Consider the following 13,393-nt stretch of genomic DNA (forward strand, 5'->3'; position numbering starts at 1 on the left):
AGCCGTGGGCCGGTACCGCGAGTCCCCCCGGAGGTCTCCGGGGGGACTCGCGGGGCGTCAGGTGTCGAGGTCGCCGAGCATCATGTCGATCAGGTCGTCGTCGTCCATCGCGTCGATGGAGTCCGTCTCCTTCTCCTCGGTGTCCTTCTCGGCCTGGTCCTTGCCGCTCGCCAGCTCGGTGAGCGTGTCGAGCAGACCCGCGCGGCGCAGCCGCTCCAGCGGGATCGACGTCAGAAGGGCACGGATCCTGGCCTCTTCCGGATCGACGTCCGGCTCGGCCGGGCCGTCCGTCGCCACCCGGCCGCGCAGATACTCGGCGAGCACCGCGGGCGTGGGGTTGTCGAAGATCAGCGTGGAGGGGAGGCGGAGCCCGGTGGCCGAGTTCAGCCGGTTACGGAACTCCACGCCCGCCAGCGAGTCGAAGCCGAGGTTCTGGAAGGAGCGGTCGGGCTCGATGGACTGGGCGCCGCTGTGCCCCAGCACCATCGCCGCGCTGCCGCGCACCAGATCGAGCAGCGCCCGCTCGAGTTCGGCTCCGGCCAGACCGGCCAGCCGTACCTTGGCCGATTCGGGAGCGGTCGCCTTCCCGCCGGCCGCCGCCTTGCTCCGCGCCCGGACCACACCGCGCAGCAGAGTGGGGATGTCGGTCTGGCCGCTGAGCGCGGAGGTCTCCAGCCGCATCGGCACGAGCAGGGCGTCCTCGCTCATGGCGCCGGCGTCCAGCAGACGCAGACCGCCCGCCATGGACAGGGGCGCCATGCCCTCGCGCGCCATGCGCACCATGTCCGCCTGGCTGAGGGTGCCGGTCATGCCGCCGGCCTGGTCCCACGGGCCCCAGGCCAGTGAGACCGCCGGGAGGCCGAGGCCGCGCCGGTGTGCGGCGAGCGCGTCCAGGAACGAGTTGGCGGCGGCGTAGTTGCCCTGTCCCGGGCTGCCGAACACACCGGCGACGGAGGAGAACATCACGAACTCCGCCAGGTCCGTCTCCCGGGTCAGCTCGTGCAGGTTCCACGCCGCGTCGACCTTCGGCTCGAAGACCGCGTCGATCCGCTTCGGCGACAGGGTGTCGATGACACCGTCGTCGAGTACGCCCGCCGCGTGCACGACCGCGGCCAGCGGGTGGTCGGCGGGTATGCCGGACAGCACCCGCTCCAGCGAGGCACGGTCGGCCACGTCACAGGCCGCCAGTGTCACCGACGCGCCCGCCTCGGTCAGTTCGGCCGCGAGGTCGGCGGCGCCCTCCGCGTCCGGCCCGCGCCGGGAGACCAGCACCAGGTTGCGCACCCCGCGCTCGGCCACCAGATGGCGTGCCACCTCGCGGCCCAGGCCGCCGGTGCCGCCGGTCACCAGTACCGAGCCCTCGGGGTCGAGGGTCCGGGGCATGGTGAACACGTTCTTGCCGATGTGCCGGGCCTGGCTGATGTACCGCACCGCGTCCGGGGCCCGCCGCACGTCCCACGCCGTCACCGGGATGGGGTGCAGCGCACCGCTGTCGAAGAGCTCGACCAGCTCGACCAGCATCCGCTGGACCCAGTCGTAGTCGGCCGCGACCAGGTCGTACGCCGTGTACGTCACCCCGGGGTGGTCCTGGGCGACGACCTCGGGGTCGCGCACGTCGATCTTGCCCATCTCCAGGAACCGCCCGCCCCTGGGCATCAGCCGCAGGGAGGCGTCGACGAACTCGCGGGCGAGCGAGTCCAGCACCATGTCCATGCCCCGGCCGCCGGTCGCCTCCATGAAGCGCGGCTCGAAGTCCAGGTCACGGGAGGAGGAGATGTGTTTCTCGTCGAATCCCATCGCCCGCAGGGTGTCCCACTTGCCGGGGCTGGCCGTGGCGTACACCTCGGCGCCGAGGTGGCGTGCGAGCTGCACGGCCGCCATGCCCACACCGCCGGTGGCGGTGTGCACCAGGATGGACTCGCCCGCCTGCAGCTTGCCGAGTTCCACCAGGCCGATGTAGGCGGTCAGGAAGACCACCGGCACGGAGGCACCCTGCGCAAACGTCCAGCCGCGCGGCATGTGGACGATCTGCCGCCGGTCGGCGATCGCGATGGGTCCGAACGAGGCGTTGATCATGCCCATGACCCGGTCTCCGGGGGCCAGGTCGGTCACGCCCGGGCCGACCTCCAGGACCACACCGGCGCCCTCGCCGCCCATGGTGGCGTCGTCCTCGGGGTACATGCCGATGGCGATCAGCGCGTCACGGAAGTTCAGACCGGCGGCACGCACCGCGATCCGGACGTATCCGGGGGCCAGCGGCGCCTCCGCCGCGGGGTCGGGCAGCAGCGAGAGGTTGTCCAGGGTGCCGCCGCCCGTGGTGCCGAGCTTCCACGCCGAGGTGCCGGCGGGGGCTTCGAGCACCCGCCCGGAGGCGTTCCTGGCGAGCCGGGGGACCAGCCCCTGGCCGGTGCGGACCGCCACCTCGCGCTCGCCCGCCGCCATCGCGGTCGTCACCACACCGGCGGCCGCGGTGGCCGATTCGGCGTGGCGGTCGAGGTCCACCAGCAGGAGCCGGCCCGGGTTCTCCGTGGCCGCCGAGCGCACCAGTCCCCACACGGCGGCGTTGGACAGTCCGGCGACGCCCTCGCCCGGTCCCGCGGCAACCGCGTCGCGGGTCACCACGACCAGCCGGGATCCGTCGAACCGGTCCTCGGCGAGCCAGGACTGCACCAGGGCCAGCGCCCGGTGGGTGGCCTTCCGGGCGGCGTCGGCGAGATTGTCGACGTCCGGCCCCGCGCCGCACCAGGCCCAGACCACGTCGGGCACCGCGGCACCCTCGTCGAGGGCGGTGACGAGCGCGTCCACTCCGGTGTACTCGGCGTGCTCGACACCGGAGGCGGCGAGCAGTTCGCTCACCCGCGCCCGGTCGGCGCCGACCACCGCCGTGGACACACCGACCGCGGTCCGGTCGCCGCCGCGGGCGGCGGCGAGCACATCCCAGTTGGCCCGGAAGAGCGTTCCGTCGCCGCCGGTGGAGCGCGGCCCGGACGCGAACCGCTCGGCCGCCACCTCCCGCACCACCAGCGACTCCACCGAGGCGACGGGCGCACCCGTGGCGTCGGTCACCAGCAGCGCGACCGTGTCCTTGCCCTGCGGGCGCAGCCGCACTCGCACCCGTCCGGCGCCCACCGCGTGCAGGGTCACCCCGGTGAAGGAGAACGGCAGGGTCACACGTCCGCTCTCGCCGCCGAAGTCGCCCATCTCCATGGCGTGCAGAGCGGCGTCGAGCAGGGCGGGGTGCAGACCGAACCGTCCGGCTTCCTGGGCGGCCGAGTCCGGCAGCGCCACCTCGGCGTAGACGTCGCCGTCCAGCCGCCAGACCGACTCCAGGCCCTGGAAGACCGGCCCGTATCCGTAACCGACCTGGGCCAGGCCCTCGTAGAAGCCCTCCATCGGCACCTGCTCGGCGCCCGGGACGGGCCACTGCAGCAGGCTGTCGGTGACCGCGGCGCCGCTGTCCGCCTCGAGGACGCCCTGGGCGTGCCGCACCCACTCCTCCCCCGGCTCGTCGCTGTCGGAGCGCGAGTACACGCCCAGCGGCCGTGAGCCGGACTCGTCGGCGGGGCCGACCACGAGCTGGACGCGGACGCCGCCCTGCTCCGGCAGGAGGAGCGGGGTCTCGAGGGTGAGTTCGCCGAGCCGTCCCGCCCCGGTCTCGGTGCCCGCGAGCAGGCCGAGCTCCACGAATCCGGTGCCGGGGAAGAGCACTCCGCCGGCCACGGCGTGGTCGGCGAGCCACGGGTGGGTCTGCAGCGACAGGCGTCCGGTCAGCACCGTACGGTCGCCCTCGGCCAGTTCGGTGAGGCCGCCGAGCAGCGGGTGGTCCACCCTACCGAGGCCGACGCTCCGGGCGTCGCCGGTCACGGCGCCGCCCGACTCGAGCCAGTACCGCTTGTGCTGGAAGGCGTAGGTCGGCAGGGCGACGCGGTGTGCGCCGCGCCCGGAGTACACCGCGTCCCAGTCCACGCCGACGCCGTTCGCGTACAGGGTGGCGACCGCCTCCGCCAGCGTCTGGGCCTCGGCGCGCCCGGAGCGGGCCAGGGGCACGAAGGCCGCGTCGGCGCCGACGGCGTCCAGGCAGTCCTGGCCCATCGCGGTCAGCACGGCGTCGGGGCCGAGCTCCACGCACGTCGTCACGCCCTGGTCGGCGAGGCGGCGCATACCGTCGTCGAAGCGGACCGCTTCCCGCACATGGCGGACCCAGTACTCCGGGGTGGCCAGTTCGGCGCCCGCGACATCGCCGGTGACGTTGGAGATGACCGGGATGGCCGGGGTCGAGTACGCCAGGCAGGCGGCGATCTGGCCGAACTCCTCCAGCATGGCGTCCATCCGGGGGGAGTGGAACGCGTGGCTGACCCGCAGCCGCTTGGTCTTGCGGCCCTGGGCCTCCCAGTGGCCGGCGAGTTCGAGCACCGCGTCCTCGTCGCCGGAGAGCACCACCGAGGTGGGGCCGTTGAGCGCCGCCAGCGACACCTGGTCCTCGCGGCCCTCCAGGCTCTCGGCCACCTCTTGCTCCGATGCCTGGACGGCCACCATGGCGCCGCCCTCGGGCAGTTCCTGCATCAGCCGTCCGCGGGCCGCCACCAGGGCGCACGCGTCCTCCAGGGACAGCACCCCGGCGACGTGGGCCGCGGCGATCTCGCCCACCGAGTGCCCCATCAGGAAGTCGGGGCGCACACCCCAGGACTCCAGCAGGCGGAACAGGGCCACCTCGAAGGCGAACAGCCCGGCCTGGGTGAACATCGTCTGGTTGAGCTCGTCACCGGTCGCGGCGTCATCGTCCTCGGGGCCGAAGACCACGTCGAGCACGGAGGTCCCGAGGCGCACCTCCAGGTAATCGCACGCCTCGTCGAACACGTCGGCGAAGAGCGGGTAGGTCTCGTAGAGTTCACGGCCCATGCCCAGCCGCTGGGCGCCCTGGCCGGTGAACAGGAACGCCACCCGCTGCGCCGTGGACCTGCCAAGCACCAGGCCCGGCGCGTCGGTCTCCTCGGCGAGCGCCGCGAGGCCGCGCAGCAGCCCCTCACGGTCGGACGCCACCACCACGCCACGGTGTTCGAGCGCGGCTCGTGTCACGGCGGACGACCATCCGACGTCGACCGGCCGCGCGTCGGGGTGGCGCACCACGTGCTCGCGCAGCCGCGCGGCCTGCGCCCGCAGCGCCTCCTCGCTCCTGGCGGACATCAGCCAGGACACGGGCTGGGAGGCCGTGTCTGCGTCGGCGTCCGTGGTGGGGGCCGGCTCCTGCGGCGGGGCCTGTTCGATGATGGCGTGCGCGTTGGTGCCGCTCATGCCGAACGAGGAGATACCGGCCCGGCGTGGCCGCCCGGTCTCCGGCCAGGCGCGCTGCTCGGCGAGCAGCGCCACACCGCCCGACGACCAGTCCACGTGCGGGGTCGGTACCTCCACGTGCAGCGTCTTGGGCAGGATGCCGTGGCGCATGGCCATCACCATCTTGATGACGGCGCCCACACCGGCCGCCGCCTGGGTGTGGCCGATGTTCGACTTGAGGGAGCCCAGCCATACCGGCTGCCCCTCCGGGCGGCTCTCGCCGTAGGTGGCGAGCAGCGCCTGCGCCTCGATGGGGTCGCCGAGCGAGGTTCCGGTGCCGTGCGCCTCGATCACGTCGATCTGGTCCGCGGTCAGCTCGGCGTTGGCCAGCGCCTGTCGGATGACGCGCTGCTGGGAGCGCCCGTTGGGGGCCGTCAGACCGTTGCTGGCGCCATCCTGGTTGACGGCGGAGCCGCGCACGATGGCCAGCACCTCGTGGCCGTTGCGCCGGGCGTCGGAGAGCCGCTCCACCAGGAGGACGCCGACGCCCTCGGCCCATGACGTGCCGTCGGCCTCGGCACCGAACGCCTTGCAGCGCCCGTTGGAGGAGAGCCCGCGCTGGCGGCTGAAGAGGATGAAGTCACCCGGGGTCGGCATGGTGGCGACGCCGGTGGCGAGCGCCAGATCGCACTCCCCCTGGCGCAGCGAGTGCGCCGCCTGGTGCAGGGAGACCAGCGACGAGGAGCACGCGGTGTCCACGGTCCACGCCGGGCCCTCGAAGCCGAAGGTGTAGGAGATGCGCCCGGAGGCGACGCTGCCCGCGATGCCGGTCAGCGCATAGCCCTCGAGGCCGCTCTTGGTGCTCTGGAGGTGGGGCCCGTAGTCGTGGTGCTCTGCGCCGGTGAAGACGGCGGTGCGGCTCCCCCGCAGCTTGGTCACGTCGATTCCGGCCCGCTCGAAGACCTCCCAGCTGGTCTCAAGCAGCAGCCGCTGCTGCGGGTCCATGGCGAGCGCCTCACGCGGCGATATGCCGAAGAACTCCGCGTCGAACTCGGGCGCGTCGTGGATGAACCCGCCCTCGGTCGCGTAGCTGGTGCCGGGGCGGTCCGGGTCCGGGCTGTAGAGCGCCTCCAGGTCCCAGCCGCGGTCGGTGGGGAACGGCGTGATGGCGTCCACGCCCTCGGAGACGACCTTCCACAGGTCCTCGGGGCTGTTGACGCCACCGGGGAAACGGCAGCTCATCCCGACGATCGCGATGGGGTCGTCCGAGCCCACGACGGCACGCGCGGGAGCGGTGTCGTCCGTGGCCACGGGGAAGATCTGCCGGTGGAGGTGGTCCACGAGCTGGCTGGGCGTCGGATACTCGAAGGCGAGTGACACTTCGAGAGTGAGCCCGGTGGCGGCGACCAGCCCTCGGTGCAGGTTGACCGCCGCGAGCGAGTCCAGTCCCAGGTCGAGAAACGAGCTCTCCGCGTCGAGCGTGCGCGGTGACTCGGACCGCAGCGCCGCGGCGACGTGTGCGCGTACCAGGTCGAACAGGGCCCTGCGCTGTTCGCGGTCCGGCAGTTCGTGGAAGTCCGGACCGAGTGAGGGCAGTTCAGGGCTCTCGTCCGGTCCAGCCTGCGCGATGGAATCTCCCGAGTCACTGGACCCGTTCAACATGGTGCTCACCTAACTCCTGCCTTGGGTAAAACCGTGCGTCAAAGCTGTGTGCCGCGCCGGCGTCGGCTGCGGCGTGGGGCGCCCGCCCGCGGGCCGTCGATGCGGGCGGGCGCGTGCTGCGCTAGAGGCTGGCCACCCAGTCCTCGATGGCCTGTGCGGTGGTACCCGCCTGCTTCTCCACCATCGTGAAGTGGGTTCCGGGTACGTCGATCACGGATTCGGCCGGCCAGTCCGACTGCCAGCCCGCCGCGTCCGGGTCCACCTCTCCCATCGGTTCCGCCGCACGGACGAGAAGGCTGGGAACCGCGCTCTCCGGCGGCTTCCACCCCTCGAACAGATGCAGATACCACCCCATGGCGGACATCCGGACACCCTCCATGGAGACGAGGGCGTCCCGCTCGTACATCTCGTCGAGCATGGTGTTCTCGAACTGGCCGATGCTCGCGCTGTCCGGAAGGTAGGTGTCCAGCAGGACGACTCCCGCGGGCGGTGTGCCCTGGCTCTCCAGAGCGGCGGCCACCGAGTGGGCAACCATTCCGCCGGCCGACGAACCGACCAGGACGACCGGGGCGCCGTCGGCATACTCCGAGACGATCCGCGCCTGGAGGCGGAACAGCGCCTCCGGGGTGGCCGGAAGGCTCTCGCCCTGGACGAACCCCACGGCGGGCAGGGCCGCGACGTCCCGGCTGCCCCGGAAGGAGGCGGCGAGCTGCGCGTACTGGTGGACGCCGCCCAGCGCCATGTAGGAGGAGCAGCACATCAGCCGGGGGTGCTCGGCACCCCGGGAGAGCCGCACGGGCCTGATGGTCCCCTCGAAGTCGGCCGGGTCCTCGAAGGTGGGACGCAGCCGCGCGGCGTTCACCAGCAGATCCATGCCGATCTTGGTCTTGCCCTGCGCCGCCGCCTCCCGGAACAGGGAGCCGAGGGTGTCGGGCGCGTCCGCCTGCGACGCCGGAGGCGCGGTCGCGGGCGTCGGCGTGGCGGCCTGGGCCGACGGCGGCTGGGTCTGGCGGCCGGCGGGAGCGGACGCGATCCCGGCCGCGAGCCGGGGCCGCAGATAGGACACCAGCTCCAGGGGGCGCGGATGGTCGAAGACCACCGTGGTGTCCAGCCGGAGGCCGGTGACCGCGGCGAGCTGGTTCCGGAACTCCACCGCCGTAAGGGAGTTGAAGCCCATCTCCATGAACTCGTGGCTGGTGTCGACCTCGTCGGGTGATGTGTACCCGAGCACCGCGGCGGCGAGCGTACGCACCAGTTCGAGCAGCGCCTCCTCGGTCTCGGTCTCCGACAGCCCGGCCAGTCGCCGGCGCAACTGGGCGGACTGGTCGCCGGCCTCGGACTCGACCGCCCGGGCCGTACGCCGGACCGCGGGCTCCGGGACGATGGCACGGAACACGGCGGGCATCGCGGCCCCCTGGGCGCGCAGCGCACCCAGGTCCAGCCGGGTGGGGATCACCACGGCCTGGCCGGAGGTGACGCCCTCGTCGAACAGCTCCAGGCCCTCCTTGGAGGAGAGCGGCACCAGACCCGAACGCGACACCCGGCGCAGGTCCCCCTGCCCGAGGTGCCCGGTCATGCCGCCGGCCTGTTCCCACAGGCCCCATGCCAGCGAGACGCCCGGCAGCCCCTGGGTGCGCCGCCATGACGCGAGGCCGTCCAGGAACACGTTGGCCGCGGCGTAGTTGCTCTGTCCGGCCGCGCCGAGCACACCGGCGGCCGAGGAGAAGAGGACGAACGCCGACAGGTCCATGTCCGCGGTCAGTTCATGCAGGTTCCAGGCCGCGTCCACCTTCGCCCGCAGCACCGCGCTCACCCGCTCGCGCGTCAGGGACGCGAACAGCCCGTCGTCGAGCACCCCGGCCGCGTGCACCACAGCGCTCGGCGCGAACCCTTCGGGCAGCCCCGACAGCACCGCGGCGAGCGCCTCGCGGTCCGCGGCGTCGCACGCCTCGATCACCGCTTCGGCGCCCGCGGCCTCCAGCTCGGTCCGCAACCCGGCGGCACCATCCGCCTCCGCCCCACGGCGGGACAACAGCACCAGCTTCCGGACGCCGTGCCGGGTGACCAGATGCCGGGCCACCAAGCCGCCCAGCAGCCCTGTGCCCCCCGTCACCAGCACCGAGCCGGAACCGAACACCTCCGGCTCCTGAGCCTCGCCCGAGAGCGGCGCCCGGCCCAGGCGTGGCACGCGGACCTCGCCGGAGCGCACCACCACCTGCTCCTCGCCGGAAGCCACCACGCCCGCGAGAAGCCCAGCCGACCGTTCGACGTCATCGATGTCGACCAGCACCACCTGGCCCGGGTTCTCCGACTGCGCCGAGCGCACCAGTCCCCACACGGCCGCGCCCGCCAGATCCGTCACACCGTCACCGGTGTCCACGGCGCCCCGGGTCACGAGCACCAGCCGGCTCCCCGCGAACCGCTCGTCCGCCACCCAGGACTGGACGGTCTCCAGTACCTCGGCGACCCGCGCATGCACCTCGCCCGCCACGGCCGAGCCGTCCGAAGCCACCGGCAGCACCACAGTGCCGGGCATGAGCGTGCCCGACGCCACGGCGTCACCGAGCGCCACCGGGTCCGTGTACACGTCGGTGGTGACGCCCGACGCCTCCAGAGCGGCGCCCACGCCGAGGCGGTCGTCGCCCAGCACCACCGACCAGCCCGACGCCACGCCCTCGGCGGGCTCGGCCGCGCCCGCCGTCCACTCCATGAGGAACAGCGCGTCACCGGTCTTCCGGCTCGCGTTCCTCAACGCGTCCGCCTGCATGGGCCGCAGAACGAGTGAGTCGACCGACGCCACCGGGCGGCCCGACGTGTCGGCTATCGCCAGGGACACCGCCTGGCGCCCGTCCGGGACCACCCGGACGCGCAGCGCTCCCGCGCCGACGGCGTCCAGGGAGAAGCCTCGCCACGAGAACGGCAGCAGAGTGCCCGCGCTCGGCGCGTCGTCGCCGCCGCGTACTTCCTTGCCCACGCCGATGGCGTGGAGGGCCGCGTCGAACAGCGCCGGGTGCAAGCCGAAGTACTTCGCGGTGCCGAGCTGGTCCTCGGGCAGTTCGACATCGGCGAACACCGCGTCGCCGCGCCGCCAGGCACGCCGCAGCCCTTGGAACGCGGGGCCGTAGCGCAGCCCGTGTTCGGCGGCGTGCTCGTATCCGCCCGCGATGTCGACGGGCTTGGACCCGGAGGGCGGCCACTTCACGAAGTCGAAGGAGGCGGCCGGGCCGGGCGGGGTGAGCACACCGTGTGCATGCCGTACCCACGGCTCCCCGAGGTCGGCCCGGTCATCGGCCGACTCCAGTCGTGAGTACACGCTCACCTCACGATGTCCCGCGGCATCGACCTCCCCCACCTCGACCTGGATCTGCACCCCGCCGCGCTCGGGCATCACCAGGGGCGCCTCGATCACCAGCTCATCGACCCGGGGGCACCCCACCTGGTCACCCGCTCGGGCGGCCATCTCCATGAAGGCCGTCCCGGGCACCAGCGCCATGCCCTGCACCGTGTGATCGGCGAGCCAGGCGTGCGTGGCCATCGACAACCGCCCGCTGATCAGCACCCCGCCGCCGCCCGCCAGGGAGAGCACGGCGCCCAGCAGCGGGTGCCATACCGGTCCGAGGCCCACCGAGCCGACGTCGCCGACGGCCGCCATGGAGTCGAGCCAGTAGCGCTGACGCTGGAAGGCGTACGTGGGAAGGGCCACCCGCCGCGCGCCGCGCCCGGAGAACACCCGCTCCCAGTCGACTGCGGCGCCGTGGACGTGGAGTTCGGCGACGGCGGCCGTCAGCGCCTGGACCTCCGTCCGGTCCTTGCGCAGCATCGGCACCGTCACCGGGCCGACCGCGGCCCGCTCGGACCGCTCGCTCAGACAGTTCTGGGCCATCGCCGACAGCACGGCGTCCGGGCCGACCTCCAGGAAGGTGTTCACCCCCTGCGCCTCAAGGCCGCGTACACCGTCGGCGAAGCGCACGGCCGCGCGCACATGCCGCACCCAGTACTCCGGCGAACACACCTCGGCGTCCGAAGCCGGTTCTCCGGTGACATTGGAGACGAAGGGGATGGCCGACGGGGCGAGCACGAGCCCCTCGACGACCTTGCGGAAGTCGTCCAGCATGGCGTCCATGCGCGGGGAGTGGAAGGCGTGGCTGACCCGCAGCCGACGGGTCTTACGGCCCTGCTCCACCCACTGTCCGGCGATCTCCAGTACGGCGGCCTCGTCACCCGCGATGACCACGGCCGTCGGGCCGTTGACGGCCGCGATGCTCACCTCGGCCTCACGACCAGCCAGCGATCCGGCGATCTCCTCCTCGGACGCCTGCACCGCCACCATCGCGCCGCCCTCGGGGAGCGCCTGCATCAGCCGGCCACGCGCCGCCACCAGCGTGCACGCGTCCTCCAGGGAAAACACCCCCGCCACATGCGCGGCAGCGATCTCACCCACCGAGTGGCCGATGAGCACGTCAGGGGTGACACCCCAGTGCTCCAGCAGCCGGAACAGCGCCACTTCGATGGCGAACAGCGCAGGCTGTGTGAACGCGGTCCGGTCCAGCAATTCGGCGTCGGCACCGCCCTCCACCGCGAACATCACGTCCTTCAGCGGACGGTCCAGTACGACGTCCAGGTGCGCGCACACCTCGTCCAGCGCCTGGGCGAACACCGGGAAGGCCTCGTACAACTCCCGCCCCATACCCAGGCGTTGCGCACCCTGACCGGTGAACAGGAACGCGGTCCTGCGACCCTTCACCGCCTGTGCCCTGACCACGCCCGGAGCGATCTCGCCCTGAGCCACGGCCCGAAGACCACGCAGAAGGCTTTCGCGGTCCTCGCCGATCACCACCGCGCGGTGCTCGAACGCCGACCGGGACACCGCCAGGGAGTAGCCGACGTCCGCCACCGGTGCCGCCGCGGGATCGTCGTCCCGCGAGGATCCCTGAGCCGTCAGACGCGTGTGCAGCCGCTCGGCCTGTGCCCGCAGCGCGGCCTCGCCCTTGCCGGAGACGAGCCACGGCACGACGGAGGCGGCGACCGTTCCGGGTGCCTCGGCTCCCGGGCCCTCCTGCGGATCGGCCGGCCCCGGCTCCTCGGCTTCGGGGGCCTGCTCGATGACGGTGTGCGCGTTGGTGCCGCTGATCGCGAAGGAGGAGATCGCCGCCCGGCGGGGCCGGCCCGTCTCCGGCCAGGGCCGTGCCTCGGTCAGCAGTTCCACGGCCCCCGCCGACCAGTCCACATGCGGGGTCGGCTCGTCGACGTGCAGCGTCTTCGGCAGGACGCCGTGCCGCATCGCCATCACCATCTTGATGATCCCCGCGACACCCGCCGCCGCCTGCGCGTGACCGATGTTCGACTTGATGGATCCCAGCCACAGCGGCCGGTCCGCCGGCCGGTCCTGGCCGTAGGACGCGATCAGCGCCTGCGCCTCGATCGGGTCACCCAGCGTGGTACCTGTACCGTGCGCCTCCACCACGTCGACGTCGTCCGGGGTGAGTCCCGCGTTGTCGAGCGCCTGCCGGATCACCCTGCGCTGCGACGGGCCGTTGGGGGCCGTCAGGCCGTTGCTGGCGCCGTCCTGGTTCACCGCGGAGCCGCGCATCACCGCCAGCACGGGGTGGCCGTGGCGGCGGGCGTCGGACAGCCGTTCCACGAGCAGCACGCCGACGCCCTCGGACCAGTTGGTGCCGTCCGCGGCAGCCGCGAAGGGCTTGCAGCGGCCGTCGGAGGCGAGTCCCCGCTGACGGCTGAACTCGGTGAACGTTCCGGGGCCGGCCATCACGGTGATGCCGCCGGCCAGGGCGAAGTCGCACTCGCCCTGGCGCAGCGCCTGCGCGGCCAGATGCAGCGTCACCAGGGACGACGAACACGCCGTGTCCACCGTCACCGCGGGGCCTTCGAGGCCGAGGACGTAGGAGATCCGGCCGGAGGTGACGGCGGGCGTCTGCCCCGTCATCAGATGGCCTTCGACCTCTTCGGCCTCGATCGGGCCGGCCGCGCCGTACCCCTGGAAGGCGGCGCCCATGAACACGCCGCCGGTGCTGCCCTTGACGGACAGCGGGTCGATGCCCGCCCGCTCCAGGACCTCCCAGGACACCTCCAGCAGCAGCCGCTGCTGGGGGTCCATCGCCAGCGCCTCACGCGGGGAGATGCCGAAGAACACGGGATCGAACTGCGCGGCGTCGTGCAGGAACCCGCCCTCGTTCACATAGCTCGTGCCCTGGCTGTCGGGGTCCGGGTTGTACACCTCCTCGTGCCAGCCGCGGTCCGTCGGGAACGGTGAGAGTCCGTCGGCGCCGTCCGCGACCATGTTCCACAGCTCCTCGGGAGAGCTGATCCCGCCGGGGAAGCGGCAGCTCATCGCGACGATCGCGATGGGCTCACGCTGCTTCGCCTCCACCTCCTGAAGGCGCTGCCGGGTGCGGTGCAGATCGGTCGTCACCCTGTTGAGGTAGTCGCGGAGCTTCGTCTC

At 72.8% G+C, this 13,393-nt stretch carries 1 protein-coding gene and 1 pseudogene; both read right to left on the minus strand.

Going from position 1 to position 13,393, the window contains the following annotated elements:
- Window positions 1-57 precede the first annotated feature (57 nt).
- Window positions 58-6,942, minus strand: a complete 6,885-nt coding sequence (locus AC0KTA_RS02345) for an SDR family NAD(P)-dependent oxidoreductase (protein WP_481053390.1) — start codon at window positions 6,940-6,942, stop codon at window positions 58-60.
- A 112-nt stretch (window positions 6,943-7,054) separates the two neighbouring features.
- A pseudogene (locus AC0KTA_RS02350) lies at window positions 7,055-13,384 on the minus strand (type I polyketide synthase); the annotation flags it as partial.
- Window positions 13,385-13,393 lie beyond the last annotated feature (9 nt).

Source organism: Streptomyces sp. Y309 (genome assembly GCF_056712025.1).